Source organism: Massilia violaceinigra, from assembly GCF_002752675.1.
GTDB classification, from domain to species: Bacteria; Pseudomonadota; Gammaproteobacteria; order Burkholderiales; family Burkholderiaceae_D; genus Telluria_A; species Telluria_A violaceinigra.
The window spans coordinates 6,696,648-6,712,906 of sequence record NZ_CP024608.1 but is presented as its reverse complement, the minus strand read 5'-3'; the positions used below and the strand labels follow the sequence as shown (position 1 = coordinate 6,712,906).

The following is a 16,259-nucleotide window of genomic DNA, read 5'->3' as shown; positions in this document are numbered from 1 at the left end:
TCGCGTGACGAGCAACTATTTAGGAGTAGCCATGAAACAAATTACCTGTGTCATCAAACCGTTCAAGCTGGACGAAGTGCGCGAAGCGCTGGCCGACGTCAATGTGACGGGGCTGACGGTCACCGAGGTCAAGGGTTTCGGCCGCCAGAAGGGCCATACCGAGCTGTACCGCGGTGCCGAGTACGTGGTCGATTTCCTGCCGAAGGTCAAGATTGAAGTGGTGGTGGACGACAGCATGGCGGACCAGGTGGTGGACGCCATCATCAAGGCCGCCCGTACCGGCAAGATCGGCGACGGCAAGATTTTCGTGCAGGATGTGGAGCAAGTGATCCGTATCCGCACCGGCGAGACGGGTCCGGAAGCAGTTTAAGAAGTTCGCTGTAACGAGGCAAATCCGTAGCGTTAACCTATGAGCCGTCGCCCCCGCGCCAAGGCGGCTCTCGGCGGGGGGCAAGTTCGGTCCGTAGCCTACAGCTGAGCGGGGAACTTGGGCCCCCGCCGAGAGCCGCCTTGGCGCGGGGGCGACGGTTTTGAATATAACGCATCGAGTTCTGAACTTTGATGCATCGAGGTTTGTCCCCGGTCAGGAAACTTTATGAGCGGCCCATGCGCATGTCGAATTTCCACGTGAGCAGGCGCAGGCCGCTGATGACCGTGGCGCTCGACCACAGCGCCAGGTCGGGATCGGCGCCGAATTTCTTCATCAGCAGGAACATCCAGCTGCCAATGAACGCGCAGATCGCGTAGGGCTTGCCGTCACGGAAGACCATCGGCACTTCGTTGCAGACGATGTCGCGCAGTACCCCGCCAAAAATTCCGGTGATCACCCCCATCATCGAGGCGATGAAAATCGGCATGTGCGCTTCCAGCGCCGATGCCACGCCGGCAATCGAGAACAATCCCAATCCCACCGCGTCGGCTACCACGATCAGGCGCTCCGACACGATCTGGCGCAGGGTGCGGATCAGCGGCGCGGCCATCAGGGCCAGCACGAAGATGAGAATGGCGTATTCCTGGTGCGTGACCCAGAACAGCGGACGCCGGTCGAGCAGGATGTCGCGCAGGGTGCCGCCGCCGAAGGCGGTAATGAAGGCCACCGTGAAGACGCCGACCAGATCCATGCGCTTGCGGCGCGCTTCGATGAAGCCGGAAAAGGCGCCAACCAGGATCGCCATGATTTCGATGAGCGTAATGAGGGTCATGCGGTGCACTGTACTGTGGCGAATATTGCTAGCCTAACATGCGCTTGGCATGATGGACAGTGTAAGGAGTGCGCCCGGGGAAATACCGGGCGCGTGATTCAGGTGCCGATGGCCGATTTGAGCAGGACGATCAGGGCGCCATGGCTGCGCCCGTCCACATTGGCGGCGCAGAAGGCAATCACTTCATCCTTCTGCTCGAGCCAGCTGTGCACCATCGAGCGCAGCACCGGTTCGCCGCCGGCCGATCCGAGGCCCTTGCCGTGGATCACGCACACGCAGCGCAGCTTGCGCTTGCCGGCATTGTGCAGGAATTCGCCGATGGCATCGCGCGCGCCATCGCGGCGCAAGCCGTGCAGGTCGAGCTCGTCCTGGACCGGCCAGTGCCCCTTGCGCAGCTTGCGCACCACGTCCGTGCCGATCCCGGCGCGCGAAAAACTCAGGCTGGGGTCGTCCTCGAGCAGGTGATCGACCTCGAACTGGTCCGAGAGCGACTCGCGCAGCACCGCCGCGTCGTCCTCGGCCTGGTTGCGAAACACCTTGGCCGGCTTGATCTTGACGTTGATGCCGGGCGGGGCGTTGGGCACGAAGCGGTTCGATTCGGGCATCTTGCGCACGCCGCCGATGGCGCTCTTGAACAGGTTGGCCTCTTGCGCGGCCACCCGTTCACGTTCTTCGCGCTCGGCTTTTTCGCGGGCGCGCGCTTCGTCCTGGCCCTTGAGCTGTTCGCGCAGGGATTTCAGATCGGAAAAGTCTTTCATCGGCATCGCTTTACTTATTTACCTATATTAGTCGTTCAGGCTTTCCAGGTAGCGCTGGGCATCGAGCGCCGCCATGCAACCGGTGCCGGAGCTGGTGATGGCCTGGCGGTAGATGTGATCCTGCACGTCGCCGGCGGCGAACACGCCCGGGATGTTGGTCGCGGTGGCCATGCCTTCGAGGCCGGTACGGGTCTTGATGTAGCCGTTGTGCATGTCGAGCTGGCCTTCGAAGATGCTGGTGTTCGGCTTGTGGCCGATCGCCACGAACAGGCCGTGCACGGAAATCGGGGTGATGGCGCCGTCGACGGTCGACTTGATGTGCACGCCGGTCACGCCGCTGTCGTTGCCGACCACTTCTTCCAGGGTGTGGTTGTACTTGATGACAATCTTGCCTTCGGCCGCCTTGGCATTCAGGCGGTCGATCAGGATCGGTTCGGCGCGGAATTTGTCGCGGCGGTGGATGATCGTGACCTTGTTGGCGATGTTCGACAGGTACAGCGCTTCTTCGACCGCGGTGTTGCCGCCGCCGACGACCGCGACTTCCTGGTTGCGGTAGAAGAAACCGTCGCAGGTGGCGCAGGCCGAGACGCCGCGGCCCATGAACGCCGTTTCGGACGGCAGGCCCAGGTACATGGCCGAGGCGCCGGTGGCGATGATCAGGGCGTCGCAGGTGTACTCATGGCTGTCGCCGATCAAACGCATCGGTTTTTCATTGAGCTTTGTCGTGTGAATGTGGTCAAACACGATTTCGGTGTTAAAACGCTTGGCGTGTTCCAGCAGGCGCTGCATGAGGTCCGGGCCTTGTACGCCCATCGGGTCGCCCGGCCAGTTTTCGACGTCGGTCGTGGTCATCAGCTGGCCGCCTTGCTCCACGCCGGTGACGAGCATCGGCTGCAGGTTGGCGCGCGCAGCGTAAACGGCCGCGCTGTAGCCGGCTGGGCCGGAGCCGAGAATCAGAACTTTGGCGTGTTTGGTAGTGGTCATGGGGCGGCTTTAATCGAAATGTGTATGAAGAGAAACTGGGGTCGATTGGGGACAGATCAAGAGCGCGGAAATTCAATTGCGCACCCTCGATTATAGTCCATGATGCGCCCTAGCATGAATCATGGGGCCGATGCACGCCGGATGGCTTAGAATGGGCGCATCGCCAACATCGGTAAACACACGGCAGCACTGCAAGTAACAAAGAATGACTAAGACAAGCCAACCTTCCAACGCCAGTTACACCCGAAAGCCCGTCATGCGGCAACCGCTGCCGAACCGCGTGGTGCGCCTGCTGTCCGAGGCGCGCTGGATCGCGCTGGGCGTGATGTTCCTGTATTTCGTGATGATATTGCTCAGCTACAACAAGGGCGATCCCGGCTGGTCGCACGAGGTGCAGGTATCGCAGGTGAGCAACCTGGGCGGGCGCGCGGGCGCTTACCTGGCCGATTTGCTGCTGTTCATTTTCGGCTTTTCGGCCTGGTGGTGGTGCGTCTGTTTCCTGCGCATGCTGTGGAAGGGCTATCGCTCGCTCAATCAAAAGTTTGTGCTGGAAACGGAAGAAGATCCCGAGCACCAGCAGGAAGCGGCCATCCGCTGGCTCGGCTTTGCGGTGCTGTTCGTCGGCAGCCTGGGCCTGGAATATTTGCGCATGTGGTCGCTCTCGGTGCAGTTGCCGCGCGCGCCTGGCGGGGTGCTTGGCCAGCTGATCGGCCATGCGGCCCATTCGGCGTTCGGGTTCACCGGCGCCACCTTGCTGCTGTTGCTGCTGTTCGGACTCGGTTTCAGCCTGTTTTTCCATGTGTCGTGGCTGGGCGTGGCCGAGCGCATCGGCGGCGCCATCGAAAACGCCATCGACTGGTTCCGCCTGCGCTACCAGGACCGCGAGGACCGCAAGCAGGGCGAAGTGGCGGCCGTGAAACGCGATGAAGTGGTGGTGCACGAGCGCGCCAAGCATGTGGAAAAGCATGTGGCGTCGCCGCCGGTCAAGATCGAGCCGCAGGTAATGGAGGTGGTCAAGTCCGAGCGCGTGCAGAAGGAAAAGCAGGCGCCGCTGTTCCGCGACCTGCCGGGCGACTCGTCGCTGCCGCCGCTGTCCCTGCTGGACGACGCGCCCGAGGTGCAGGAAACGGTGTCGGTGGAAACGCTGGAATTCACCAGCCGCCTGATCGAAAAGAAATTGTCGGACTTCGGGGTCGATGCCAAGGTGGTGGCGGCGTACCCGGGCCCGGTGGTAACGCGCTACGAAATCGAACCGGCCACGGGCGTCAAGGGCAGCCAGATTGTCGGCTTGGCGCGCGACCTGGCGCGTTCGCTGTCGCTGACCTCGATCCGGGTCGTGGAAACTATTCCCGGCAAGAATTTCATGGCGCTGGAGTTGCCTAATCCTAAGCGCCAGATCGTGCGCCTGACCGAAATCGTCGGTTCCAAGATCTACAACGACAGCGCGTCGCAGCTGACTGTGGCGCTGGGCAAGGATATCGCCGGCAAGGCCGTCATCGCCGACCTGGCCAAGATGCCGCACTTGCTGGTGGCCGGTACCACCGGTTCGGGGAAATCGGTGGGCATCAACGCCACCATCCTGTCGCTGCTCTACAAGTCCGACCCGGCCGATGTGCGCATGATCCTGATCGATCCGAAGATGCTGGAAATGTCGGTGTACGAAGGCATTCCGCACTTGCTGGCGCCGGTCGTGACCGACATGCGCCAGGCGGGGCACGCGCTGAACTGGGCGGTCAACGAGATGGAGCGCCGCTACAAGCTGATGAGCAAGCTCGGCGTGCGTAACCTGGCTGGCTACAACGCCAAGATCGCCGAGGCGGCCAAGCGCGAAGAACATATTCCGAATCCGTTCAGCATCACGCCCGATTCGCCGGAGCCGCTGGAAAAACTGCCGACCATCGTCATCATCATCGACGAGCTGGCCGACCTGATGATGGTCGTCGGCAAAAAGGTCGAGGAATTGATCGCCCGTATCGCGCAAAAGGCGCGCGCGGCCGGCTTGCACCTGATCCTTGCGACCCAGCGGCCGTCGGTGGACGTCATCACCGGCCTGATCAAGGCGAATATTCCGACCCGGATCGCGTTCCAGGTGTCGTCCAAGATCGACTCGCGCACCATTCTCGACCAGATGGGCGCGGAAGCGCTGCTGGGCATGGGCGACATGCTGTACATGCCGCCCGGTACCGGTTTGCCGGTGCGGGTACACGGTGCGTTTGTTTCCGATGAGGAAGTACACCGGGTGGTCGCCCACCTCAAGCTGTCGGGCGAGCCGAACTATATTGAAGGCATCCTCGAAGGCGGCACGCTCGAAGGCGAGGGCGGCGGCGCGGAAGGCGGCGCGGCGGGCGATGCCGGCGGCGAAGCCGATCCGATGTACGACCAGGCGGTGCAGGTGGTGCTCAAGAACCGGCGCGCCTCGATCTCGCTGGTGCAGCGTCACTTGCGCATCGGCTACAACCGCGCCGCGCGCTTGCTGGAACAGATGGAAAACAGCGGGGTTGTGTCGCCGATGCAATCGAACGGCAACCGCGACATCCTGGTGCCGGCTGCCAGCGCAGAATAAACCGTCGCGTGTGCACCGGGTTCCCTGCTCATCCGTTACAGGATGGACCGGTTCCCGGGCATCACATTGCCCACGCGGCCCACATAAAGGATATACATGCGATTTCTACTGACTAAAACGACCGCCGTGCTGGCACTGAGCCTGGCCTGCGCCGGCATGGCCCACGCTACCGCCCTCGATCAATTCAAAACCTTCGTCTCCGGCACCAAGGCTGCGCGCGGCGAGTTCACCCAGCGCCAGGTCAAGAAGGCCGATGCGGGCAAGGTGGCGGCGCCATCGTCGGGCACCTTCGTGTTCGCCCGTCCGGGCAAGTTCATCTGGACCTACGTGAAGCCGTACGAGCAACTGCTGCAGGCCGATGGCGAGCAGCTGTATATCTACGACAAGGACCTGAACCAGGTCACGACCAGGAAGCTGGGCGACGCGCTCGGTTCCTCGCCCGCCGCCATCCTGTTCGGCAGCAACGACCTGGAAAAGAATTTCACCCTGAGCGAAGCGGGCACGCGCGACGGCCTGGAGTGGCTCAACGCCTTGCCCAAGGGCAAGGATTCACAGTTCGAGCAGATCAGCATCGGCCTGCGCAACGGCACGCCGGAAGCGATGGAGCTGCGTGATGCCTTCGGCCAGACTTCGGTGCTCGCGTTCAAGAAGTTCGAGAAAAACCCGCCATTGACGGCGACCCAGTTCAAATTCGTCATTCCGAAAGGCGCCGACGTCGTCAATAACTGATCCCTCTTCCTCGTGGAGCACACTTGAATCGTCGAACAATCGGTACTGTACTGGCTGTAACGTTTTTTACTGGCACCACGATGGCTCCAGCCTAGGCTCTAGCCTTGGCTCCCGCTCTGGCGCAGACCAGGGCGCCGTCTGCCACGGCCGACCGGCTGCCGTCGGCCTGCACCCGGCCCGACTGGCCTCCCGAGGCCAGGCGCTACGATCTGGAGGGCACGACCGTGCTCGCCTACCGGATCAGGGAGTGGCGCATCGCCGATGTGAAGGTGCGCAAGAGCAGCGGCTGGCCGATCCTCGATGCCGCCGCAGCGCGCACTTTGCAGGCATGTAAGCTGAAGGCCGATCCCGCCCGGCCGCGCGAGAGCGCGGTGCGGTCGGTCGACTACGTGTGGGCAACGGCCGGCGGACCGTCGGCGCGCCCGCAACTCCATCCCGGCAGCTGTGCGGCATCGCCGCTGTTCAGTAGCTTCGTGCCGCTCGACAGGACGCCGACCGCGCGCGACGGCGTGCTGGTGCGCTTCCTCACCAATGGCCGGGGCGAGCCGTTTAACATCCGCCTCGAAGGGCGCGTCACCGATACCGCGCTGGCAGAACACATCAGGCACTACGTGCAAACCTGCCGTTTCGTCGCCGCCAACGCTCCGGGACCGAAGACCGATGCCGTGTATGGACGCGTGCTGCTGGCAACTCCCCCCCCGCCGAATAAATCGGACATGCATATCTGGCAATATTGATTTCCCAGGTATATGATCGTGCGTCGGTCCCGCCGGGGCCGCGTCATCGGGAGGGCTTCATGAAACATTGGATCAGCCGTTGGTTGCTAGGGGTTGCATTTCTTCACACCGTGTTTGCTTTCGTTGTCATGGGGCCGGTCATGCTGTCGATGCTGGACAAGGGCTTGTTTAATTCAGCCAAGAGCATGACCGAGGGCGCGACTACCTGGTTCTTCCTGTTCGGCATTCTGCTGGCCTTGTTTGCGATCCCGGTGCATGCGCTCGAGAAAGCCGGCGTCGCACTGCCCAAGTCGATCGGCTGGGGCTTGATCGGGATGGCCGTGCTGGGTGTGGTGCTGATGCCGGACTCGGGCTTCTGGCTGGTGTTTCCGCCAGCGATAGCCATCTTGATGCGCAAGAGCGGCGTGCAGGCGAACGCAGGCGCCGTGCATGGCGTCGGCGCTGCTTGAGAAGTTGCATAGAGCGTCGTGCGGTAATTTCGCGTTGTGCGGGAACTGTTGCGCACTGCGCGGGTCTTATCTTGAACGCCGATTCGCGCCATGCGCTAGACTACGCGCTTCCTATCAATGAAGACTTCGCATGGACGATTTGTTCAAGACCGAACCTGCCGCGCCCCTCGCCGAAGCGCTGCGTCCGGCAACGATTGACGAGGTCATCGGCCAGAGCCATTTGCTGGGCGAGGGCAAGCCCCTGCGCCTCGTATTCAAATCGGGCAAACCGCATTCGATGATCCTGTGGGGCCCGCCCGGGGTCGGCAAGACGACCCTGGCGCGCCTGACGGCGAACGCCTTCGGCTGCGAATTCATCGCCTTGTCGGCCGTTTTGTCGGGCGTGAAGGATATCCGCGCCGCCATCGAACAGGCCGAGCATCACCTGGCAACGGGCAAGCACACGATCCTGTTCATCGACGAGATTCACCGCTTTAACAAGTCGCAGCAGGATGCCTTGCTGCCGTTCGTCGAGTCGGGCCTGGTGACCCTGATCGGCGCGACCACTGAAAATCCCTCGTTCGAGGTCAATTCGGCGCTGCTGTCGCGCTCGCAGGTATATGTGCTCAAGGCGCTGACCGACGCCGAGCTGCTGCAACTGCTCAAGCGCGCCCAGGAGAAGGTGCTCGGCCACCTGACGTTCGACGAGGTCGCCATCGCCACGCTGATCGGTTATGCCGATGGCGATGCGCGCCGCTTTCTCAACCTGCTCGAACAGACCAAGACCTCGGCCGAAACATCTAGCCTCACGCACATCACCGGCGAATTCGTCGACAATGCGCTGACCCTCAATTCGCGCCGTTTCGACAAGGGCGGGGACAATTTCTACGACCAGATTTCGGCACTGCATAAATCGGTGCGCGGATCGCACCCGGACGCGGCGCTGTACTGGCTGTGCCGCATGCTCGACGGCGGCGCCGATCCGCAATACCTGCTGCGCCGCATCGTGCGCATGGCGTGGGAAGATATCGGCATTGCCGACCCGCGCGCGATCCAGATCGCCAACGATGCCGCCGCCACCTACGAACGGCTCGGCTCGCCGGAAGGCGAACTGGCGCTGGGGCAGGCGGTCATCTACCTGGCCATCGCGGCCAAGAGCAATGCCGGCTACAACGCGTACAACCGTGCCGTGGCGTTCGTCAAGAAGGACAAGTCGCGCGAGGTGCCGGTGCACCTGCGCAACGCCCCGACCAAGCTGATGAAGGAACTCGGCTACGGCCACGAGTACCGCTACGCGCATGACGAGCCGAACGCGTATGCGGCCGGCGAAACCTATCTGCCGGACGGCATGGTCGAGCCACGCTGGTACGAGCCGGTGCCGCGCGGGATCGAAGCCAAGATCGCCGAGAAGCTGGCCTGGCTGCGCGGGCTCGACGAGGACGCTGGCAACTGAACAGCGCGCGCGGCGCACGTGCTGGAGGCGCCGCCAGGGCTGGCTTCGAGGGCTATCGGCGGTGCGGGAAAGCCGCTGCTGTGGTGGGTTCGCCTGCAACGGCGGGCGCGCTTGCATGCGGATAACAGGCCGTCGCGATCTAATGCGTCCTGTCCCGGCTTTCCGGCGCTTCATCGCAATCCGGTGGAAGGGCAGGGGGCGAATGGGTAAAGTAACACCATACCAACTCGCCTCACCCACTGGAGAAGAACATGAAAGTCCGCAAAAACCTCGAAGCCGTTTTCCTTGCAGCCACCGTCATGGTCACCTTTGCCGCCTACGCCACCGCCGACGTACCGGTGCGCGCAAGTGCCGCGCCAGCCCGTGCCGCCGCCGTCGCCGACAGCAATGTGACCGTCGTCGTGGTCAGCGCCAAGCGCCTCACCGCCGCCGAAAAAGCCGCACAACAGTAAGTCCGGGGCGGGCCTCCCCGCACCGCAGCGTGCCTGTTAGTTACTCCACAGCACGCTTCTGGCAGAGAAAGCATAGTTTGTTGCTGCCAATTTTGCATGTTTGCACTATGATCAGGCACTGATCATAGAGGAGTTATTCATGCAAACAGTCATGAGCTTTTCACAACGCGCCCTGATGTGGGCCGTGGGCGGCGTTCTAGCCCTGGGCATCGCCGGCTGCAGTGCCGAGCCCAAGGAGCGTGCGGCGTTCATCGCGTTCCTGCAAACGCGCATTGTCGATAAGCCCGGGGTCCATGTACCCAGCCTGACCCCCAAAGTAGAAAAGTCGTTCGGCGATTACAGCAAGCATTATGCTGTGATTACCGACTACAACAAATCGATGGATGCGAAGGTCCAGCAACCCCTGCGCGATATGATGGTCAAGAACATGCCGAACACCATGCCCGATCTGATGGCGCGCCGGGCCGACGTGGTCGCCTTGCGCAAGACCAGTGCGCAACTGCGTGCGGTGATTGACGCCGAACAGGCGGCGGCCGCCACCAGGCGCACCGCGCTCAAGCAGCCGGACGACTTGAAACCGGTCTACGACAAGGCGTATGCCCGTACGGTCAGCGATCCGGGAAACAACTTCAAGGAATTTCTCGTGGTGATGGAGGGCATGCTGACCAGTGCCGAAAAATTGGCCGATTTTCTCGATGCTCACAAAGACCAAATCAAGTTCTCCGCGATCATGGCCCAGATCGACGATCAGAAAGTCCTCGATGATGCCAATGTGCTCATGAAAGAGCTCAGCGCCAAGAACGCCGAGGTAGCGCGGGCACAGCGCAAGCTGGCCAGCATGATCTCCGGACGGTAATGCCGATTGCCCGCCGCACGGCGGGCGCATGCAGGCCCGACAAGGTGCCATTGTGCAGGGAATCGGTTAAACTGCGCATTGAACAACAGGATCAGTGCGCGTTGTGCAGGCTTGGCTTGCCGCCTGGCTGCCTCATCAAGTGCATCGCCTTGGTTAGCGCGTTGTGACACCGGCTTCGTAACGAAGCTTTTATTTTGCTTGATTCGTGCGCGGCGGCATCCGCCCGCACGGTTCCCAGGGAAAAGCGATTCGGCAACGGATCCTTCCTGTCCTTCCACATAGCGGCACTACCGATAATGATAGACATTCAACTTCTCCGTAAAGATATCGACAACGTCGCGGCCCGCCTCGCGACGCGCAAGTTCCAGCTCGACGTGGCCGCCTTTAACGCCCTCGAAGCCGAACGCAAGGCGATTCAAACGCGTACCGAAGACCTGCAAAGCAAGCGTAACTCGCTGTCGAAGCAGATCGGCATGCTCAAGGGCAAGGGCGAAGATACGTCGGCCGTGATGGCGGACGTCGCCGGCCTGGGTGACGAGCTCAAGGCCAACGAAACGTCGCTGGGCGACGTGCAGGCGAAACTGGCCGCGTTCATGGAAGCGGTGCCGAACCTGCCGCACGCCGGCGTGCCGGTTGGAGCGGATGAAAGCGGCAATGTCGAAGTGCGCAAGGTGGGCACACCGCCCGCGTTCGACTTTGAGGTGCGCGACCATGTGGACGTGGGCAGTGCGCTGGGGCTCGATTTCGACGTCGCCACCAAGCTGACCGGCTCGCGCTTCTCGGTAATGAAGGGCGGCATCGCGCGCCTGCACCGCGCCCTGGCCCAGTACATGCTCAACACCCACACGGGCGAGCATGGCTACACCGAATGCTACACGCCGTACATGGTCAACGCCGATTCGCTGCGCGGCACCGGCCAGTTGCCCAAGTTTGAAGCCGATCTGTTTTCGGTGAAAAAAGGTGGCGCGGAAGGCGAGGGCGAGACCTTCTACCTGATCCCGACGTCGGAAGTATCGCTGACCAACATCGTGCGCGACGAGATCGTGGCCCTCGATCAGCTGCCGATCAAGATGACGGCCCACACGCCGTGCTTCCGTTCGGAAGCGGGCAGCTACGGGCGCGACACGCGCGGCATGATTCGCCAGCATCAGTTCGACAAGGTGGAGTTGGTGCAGGTGGTGCATCCGGACACCTCGTACGACGTGCTGGAAGAGATGGTCGGCCACGCCGAAGCCATCCTGAAGGGGCTTGGCCTGCCGTACCGCGTGATGTCGCTGTGCACCGGCGACATGGGTTTTAGCGCGACCAAGACGTACGACCTGGAAGTGTGGCTGCCGGCGCAGAACACGTACCGCGAGATTTCGTCGCTGTCGAACTGCGAGGCCTTCCAGGCGCGCCGCATGCAAGCGCGCTTCCGCAACGCGGCCGGCAAGCCGGAACTGCTGCACACGCTCAACGGTTCCGGCCTGGCGGTGGGACGCACCTTGGTGGCGGTACTGGAGAACTATCAGCAGGCCGATGGCAGCGTGGCGATTCCGGACGTGCTGCTTCCGTATATGGGCGGGCTGACCCATTTGACACCCTGAAAATAGTCTTTGCCTTTTTTTTTCGGGGTGCTATAATCTTGCCTTCTCGCAGGAATGTGAGAAAGGAGAGGTGGCAGAGTGGTCGAATGTACTTGACTCGAAATCAAGCGATGGGGCGACCCATCCGTGGGTTCGAATCCCACCCTCTCCGCCATGAATAAAGAAAAAATCCCCGCTATTTGGGGATTTTTTTTGAAGCAAGACCAGGAAAGGTGGCAGAGTGGTCGAATGCGCTGGACTCGAAATCCAGTGTACATCTATGGTGTACCGTGAGTTCGAATCTCACCCTTTCCGCCATAAAATCAAGCACTTAGCTTGTTGAAAAAGCCCTCGGCAACGAGGGCTTTTTTCATTTGCGTGCGGGGTTTTCTGTCCGCAGAACCGTGGAACCCGCCTGGCGCATCGACTGCGCCGAGGGGCCTGTTGCCATATTCCTTGTACTTCGGCTGCCGATATAGCGATTTCTCGCTGAGACAGGAAAAATATTCTTGAGAAGATTAACCCCGTTTGCCTGACGCCCCCGTTTCACTCTGTACCGATGTAGAACTGTCCATCCGGACCTTTGACGCATTGAACGAAACGGATTCCGCCATGAAACCACCACGCGCGCAGCACCAGCCAATTACATTGCACCGTATCGACATTCCCGTGCCCTGTACCGCCTCATGGGAGGACATGACGGGCGATCACCGGGTCCGTCACTGCAAGGACTGCAACAAGAACGTCTTCAATCTCTCCGCCATGCCTGCCGCGGAAGGGGCCGCGCTCATCGCGGAGAACCTCAATGGGGATCTGTGTGTGCGGATGGATAAGCGCCAGGACGGCAGCGTCGTCTCCAGCGATTGCGGCGACAGTGCCCGCCCCACAGCGCGCCAGCCATGGCGCGGACTGCCGGCCATGGCTGGCGCTGCGGTGCTCGCCTTGTCCGCAGCCGGCTGTTCCACAAACGACTCCCAGCCCGTACCGGCAGTGTCTGCCGGCGCAACGGTCAACCCTGAACCACCCGTGACAGTTCTGATGGGCGCGCCGCCCGCGACCGCCCCGGCTCCGGCCGTCGTTGCGCCAACCATATCGTCCGTCCAGGGCGCGCGGCAGTGTGAAAAAAATGCTGAGATACAGCGCCTGATCGGAAAGCCGGCAGCAGGACATTCAATGCCGTCTGTACTGGTGGATAGTAAAGGCATGTGTACGCGTTAATCGGCCAGGCGGCCAAGACGCCCATTTTCAAGCTCTACATTAGAAAAACAAGCCGTCGGACGCACATGGCCACGCAAGCCGTCGATCGGCCGTTGCCGATCTGTCCAGTCGGATTCCTCAATCATCAGAAACGGATCTCAACATGGAGCAATCCAGCCCCCGCAAGCAGACGATCGCACTGCAGCGCGTCGACATCGCTTCCCCCTGTACCGCATCATGGGACAAGATGGCAGGTGACGATCGCGTCCGCCACTGCAAGGACTGTAACAAGAACGTGTTCAATCTGTCGGCCATGCCGCAAGCGGACGCCGCTGCGCTGCTGGCGGAAAACCATCACGGCGAGCTGTGCGTCAGGTTTTACCGACGCCAGGACGGCACGGTCATGACCAGCGATCGCGGCGACAGCCCGCGCGCGGCCGTCCGCCAGGCGTGGCGCAAGCTGCCTCACATGGCTGGTGCGGCCGTGCTTGCATTGTCCGCCGCAGGCAGCTCCGCGGGCGACGCTGTGCCCGACGCCAAGGTGGATGCCCCGGTACCGAAGGTGACGCCTGCGCGCACGATGGTAATGATGGGTACCCCGCCTCGGCCAAGCATGCAGGGCGTGTCCGACGCCACGAAGCCGGCGCTGCCAAGCGGCCAAACTGGCCAGCCAGAAAAGAAAACCAAGTCGGCGGCTTGGATGGGCAACGTCGCGCCGCCACGGGAGCCGCTCAAGCAAGCGGCCAAGGGCGCGAACCCGCCCACGCGATAAGCTGCGAGCGGACTGCCTGTACCCGGCTGCTGATCAATACTGGATGGATTTCTGCTGTCGCGCAATCAGTGCGCGCAGCAGGTCGAAGGACAGAATCGAGCTCGGGTGAATTTTGTGAAACACCTTGCCATCGCCATCCATGATGCTCGATGTCTCCGTCCACAAATTGGTTTTAATATCGGCGATGCGGTCGATGCCGATGCTTTTCTGTCCGATCTGCAACTGGTGCGCGGTCAAGGTCATTTCAAAGGTGGGAAAGTTCATATTGCGCGAAGCGACCATGCTTTTCGATTGGGCCACGCTGTCCTCAAGATAGCGGAAGACCACGGGCTTTCCGGCCTGCAGCTGCTGGTGCAACACCTCGCCCCGGTGCGCCACCTGCAGGCTGCGCAAGCGTTCGCTCAATTCGCCGAACTTGTGGATGCGGCTGCCGATAAACGTCCACGGCGCATTCGAAGTGGCGCGATAGCCGATGCCGCCATAAAAGAAGGTGTACAGGTCTTCCAGATCGCGGTACAGGGTCACGTTTTCGCCATCGGGCCCGCTCGCGCGGATGCCGTTGTCGAACAACTGGAAAACTGGCTGCGACGCGGCCAGCCGCCAGATAAAGAATGCAATCGCCGCGCCCAGCGCCAGAGCGCCAAATCCGACCGTGTACAGCAGCGACACATCGCCGCTGAAACGGAAATGGGGGCCAATGCGGGTGGTAAGCCACAGCACAAAGATTCCGACCCCGGCGAACAGCGCCGCCATGAACCAGCCAACGAACAGGAATGAACGGCTTTTGCCATAGGTGGCGATTAGTGGACCCAGCGCCTGCGCGTTTCGTGATTGTTCGGCTTGTGTCATCGCTCGCTTTCATCATCGGTCATGAATGTGCCTTGCCTCGGGCCCAACGGTACAACGTTGAAAAAACAATCATCCGATTCTAGCAAACTGTACGGCACGAGCGCGATAAGCGCTGTATGCCCGGAACAGGCGAATTTTTGCGGCATGTTTGACCCTGTTTGCGCGGGTAGGCCGTTTCAATAAGCAGCCGATAAGAATATGTCCAGTCGGGCCTTATGATCCATTGAAAAGAAACGGATTTCACCATGAAACCATCGCGCACGCAGGACCAGCCGATAACCCTGCACCGTATCGAGATCGCATCGCCCTGTACGGCGTCATGGGACAAGATGACGGGCAATGATCGCGTTCGTCACTGCAAGGACTGCAACAAGAACGTATTCAACCTGTCCGCCATGCCCGCGACGGAAGCGGCGGCGCTGCTGGCGGAAAACCATAACGGCGACCTGTGTGTGCGGTTCTACCAGCGCCAGGATGGTACCGTCATGACCAGCGATTGCAGCGACAGCCCGCGCGCTGCGGTGCGGCAGGCGTGGCGCAAACTGCCCGGCATTGCCGGCGCTGCGGTGCTCGCCTTGTCCGCTGTCGGCTGTACCGCTGGCGATGCGCCGCCCGGTTCAAACGATACCGCCGGCGCTCCAACGACCGGAATGTTCATCATGGGCGAGCCGCCGGGCCCCGCCTTTCCGGAATCGGATCCGCCACCGGCATCATCTGGCCATGCGGTGGAGTAAGGCGAACATGCACTGGAACGCGTCCGCCACAGCCCGGCGAGAGCGTGCGCGATGGGCGGGTCATTGTGGCGCGGGCTGCGGCGGTTGGACTGCCTGAAGCGTCATGAGGAGAAGATACAGCACATCGAATGACAGAACAGCATTCATCGGCATGGTATGAAAAATGCTCCCATCCTTGTGAAGGAACGTTTTTTTCAACGTCCAGGCACTGATGTCAATATGGTCGATGCGGTCGAGGTCGATGCTCTTGTCTCCGATTGTCAGCTGCCGCTTGTTCAGTGTTAGCTCGGACGTCGGGAAATTCATCAGCATGTTTTTCGCCCGCCAGCTCGTATTCTGGAAATAGCGGAACAGCACCGTTTTGCCGTCCATTGCTTGTTGAAACAAGGTCTTGGCGCGCTGGGCCCTGTGCCGGTCGTGCAGTTCGCTTAAAACGGCCAACTGGTCCGGGGAATAGCCGAGAAAAATCCACGGGGTTCGCGGCGATATGCGGAAGGCCATGGCGCGATTATTGTGGGAAAACATATCCTCGATGTCGCTATACAGGGCGGTCTGTTCCCCGTAGCGATTGCACGTACGGATGCCATGCTCGAACACATCATATGCCGGTTGCTCCGCCACCAGGCGACGGATGAAACAGCCCAAGGCAACGCCCAAGGCCAAGGCGATAACCCCGATCGCGTACAGTATGTACACAACGCCGTCGGGTGTCGTGTCGGGAAGGTTTTGCGCGCTGCGCCAGAAGACGAATATGCCGAAAGCGAACAATAGCGCGGCCATGAACCACAATGTGGACGCTTGTGGAAAGCCTTTGTCGTAGCTCCCGATGAGTGCCCCCAGGGCATCTGCATCCGGCGCAGGGGCGGCCAGTGCCGGGTTGGTTTGTTCTGGTTGTTGTGTCATCGTCCGTTCTCGTTGTCCATCTCTGATGGCCCGTGTAGCGACCTGATGCTGCATATTGATGATGCCAATCCCGATTT

General features: G+C 61.4%; 18 protein-coding genes and 2 tRNA genes. 14 read left to right on the top strand and 6 right to left on the bottom strand.

What is annotated here, in order from left to right; genetic code table 11:
- The first annotated feature begins 31 nt into the window (after positions 1-31).
- The gene (locus CR152_RS28945; RefSeq protein WP_054263304.1) at positions 32-370 is read left to right on the top strand and encodes a P-II family nitrogen regulator; all 339 of its coding nucleotides are present in this window, start codon (positions 32-34) and stop codon (positions 368-370) included.
- Between the two features lie 223 nt (positions 371-593).
- Here the strand turns inward: CR152_RS28945 and CR152_RS28940 are convergent, their stop codons facing one another.
- The 3 genes from CR152_RS28940 to trxB all read right to left on the bottom strand — a co-directional run bounded on the left by CR152_RS28940 (position 594) and on the right by trxB (position 2,944).
- Positions 594-1,202, bottom strand: coding sequence for a trimeric intracellular cation channel family protein (locus CR152_RS28940; protein WP_099880775.1), 609 nt, complete (start codon positions 1,200-1,202; stop codon positions 594-596).
- A gap of 98 nt (positions 1,203-1,300) precedes the next feature.
- Positions 1,301-1,966, bottom strand: coding sequence for a Smr/MutS family protein (locus tag CR152_RS28935; RefSeq protein WP_099880773.1), 666 nt, complete (start codon positions 1,964-1,966; stop codon positions 1,301-1,303).
- 21 nt (positions 1,967-1,987) lie between these two features.
- The gene (gene trxB, locus CR152_RS28930) at positions 1,988-2,944 is read right to left on the bottom strand and encodes a thioredoxin-disulfide reductase (RefSeq protein WP_099880771.1); all 957 of its coding nucleotides are present in this window, start codon (positions 2,942-2,944) and stop codon (positions 1,988-1,990) included.
- Positions 2,945-3,149: 205 nt separating this feature from the next.
- On the opposite strand from trxB, the gene CR152_RS28925 reads away from it, so the two are divergent.
- From CR152_RS28925 to CR152_RS28895, 7 genes are all read left to right on the top strand, one after another.
- Positions 3,150-5,507, top strand: a complete 2,358-nt coding sequence (locus tag CR152_RS28925; RefSeq protein WP_099880769.1) for a DNA translocase FtsK — start codon at positions 3,150-3,152, stop codon at positions 5,505-5,507.
- A 96-nt stretch (positions 5,508-5,603) separates the two neighbouring features.
- Positions 5,604-6,236, top strand: coding sequence for an outer membrane lipoprotein chaperone LolA (gene lolA / locus CR152_RS28920; protein WP_099880767.1), 633 nt, complete (start codon positions 5,604-5,606; stop codon positions 6,234-6,236).
- A gap of 104 nt (positions 6,237-6,340) precedes the next feature.
- Complete coding sequence (locus tag CR152_RS28915) at positions 6,341-6,973, top strand: energy transducer TonB (RefSeq protein WP_099880765.1); 633 nt, start codon at positions 6,341-6,343, stop codon at positions 6,971-6,973.
- A 59-nt stretch (positions 6,974-7,032) separates the two neighbouring features.
- A complete protein-coding gene (locus CR152_RS28910) occupies positions 7,033-7,422 on the top strand; it encodes a DUF6463 family protein (protein WP_099880764.1) in 390 nt (129 codons plus the stop codon).
- Between the two features lie 130 nt (positions 7,423-7,552).
- Positions 7,553-8,854 (top strand): replication-associated recombination protein A, encoded by a 1,302-nt coding sequence (locus tag CR152_RS28905; protein WP_099880762.1) that lies wholly within the window; start codon positions 7,553-7,555, stop codon positions 8,852-8,854.
- A gap of 251 nt (positions 8,855-9,105) precedes the next feature.
- Positions 9,106-9,306, top strand: a complete 201-nt coding sequence (locus CR152_RS28900) for a hypothetical protein (RefSeq protein WP_099880760.1) — start codon at positions 9,106-9,108, stop codon at positions 9,304-9,306.
- 151 nt (positions 9,307-9,457) lie between these two features.
- Positions 9,458-10,162, top strand: coding sequence for a DUF3053 family protein (locus CR152_RS28895; RefSeq protein WP_157778810.1), 705 nt, complete (start codon positions 9,458-9,460; stop codon positions 10,160-10,162).
- A gap of 91 nt (positions 10,163-10,253) precedes the next feature.
- On the opposite strand, the gene CR152_RS33405 is transcribed toward CR152_RS28895, so the two are convergent.
- On the bottom strand, positions 10,254-10,469 hold the full coding sequence (locus tag CR152_RS33405) for a hypothetical protein (RefSeq protein WP_157778809.1): 216 nt from the start codon (positions 10,467-10,469) through the stop codon (positions 10,254-10,256).
- On the opposite strand from CR152_RS33405, the gene serS reads away from it, so the two are divergent.
- The 5 genes from serS (at position 10,459) to CR152_RS28870 (ending at position 13,696) form a co-directional block, all read left to right on the top strand.
- Positions 10,459-11,748 (top strand): serine--tRNA ligase, encoded by a 1,290-nt coding sequence (gene serS / locus CR152_RS28890; protein WP_099880757.1) that lies wholly within the window; start codon positions 10,459-10,461, stop codon positions 11,746-11,748. The two genes, CR152_RS33405 and serS, sit on opposite strands and share 11 nt — an antisense overlap.
- A 64-nt stretch (positions 11,749-11,812) precedes the next feature.
- Positions 11,813-11,902 (top strand) — tRNA-Ser (locus tag CR152_RS28885).
- A gap of 52 nt (positions 11,903-11,954) precedes the next feature.
- Positions 11,955-12,045 (top strand) — tRNA-Ser (locus tag CR152_RS28880).
- A 294-nt stretch (positions 12,046-12,339) separates the two neighbouring features.
- Positions 12,340-12,945 (top strand): hypothetical protein, encoded by a 606-nt coding sequence (locus CR152_RS28875; protein WP_157778808.1) that lies wholly within the window; start codon positions 12,340-12,342, stop codon positions 12,943-12,945.
- Between the two features lie 142 nt (positions 12,946-13,087).
- A complete protein-coding gene (locus tag CR152_RS28870; protein ID WP_099880753.1) occupies positions 13,088-13,696 on the top strand; it encodes a hypothetical protein in 609 nt (202 codons plus the stop codon).
- Between the two features lie 33 nt (positions 13,697-13,729).
- Here the strand turns inward: CR152_RS28870 and CR152_RS28865 are convergent, their stop codons facing one another.
- Positions 13,730-14,545, bottom strand: coding sequence for a hypothetical protein (locus CR152_RS28865; protein WP_099880751.1), 816 nt, complete (start codon positions 14,543-14,545; stop codon positions 13,730-13,732).
- A 245-nt stretch (positions 14,546-14,790) separates the two neighbouring features.
- Between CR152_RS28865 and CR152_RS28860 the strand changes: the two genes are divergently transcribed.
- Positions 14,791-15,279 (top strand): hypothetical protein, encoded by a 489-nt coding sequence (locus CR152_RS28860; protein ID WP_099880749.1) that lies wholly within the window; start codon positions 14,791-14,793, stop codon positions 15,277-15,279.
- A gap of 60 nt (positions 15,280-15,339) precedes the next feature.
- On the opposite strand, the gene CR152_RS28855 is transcribed toward CR152_RS28860, so the two are convergent.
- The gene (locus CR152_RS28855) at positions 15,340-16,182 is read right to left on the bottom strand and encodes a hypothetical protein (RefSeq protein WP_157778807.1); all 843 of its coding nucleotides are present in this window, start codon (positions 16,180-16,182) and stop codon (positions 15,340-15,342) included.
- Positions 16,183-16,259: the final 77 nt, after the last annotated feature.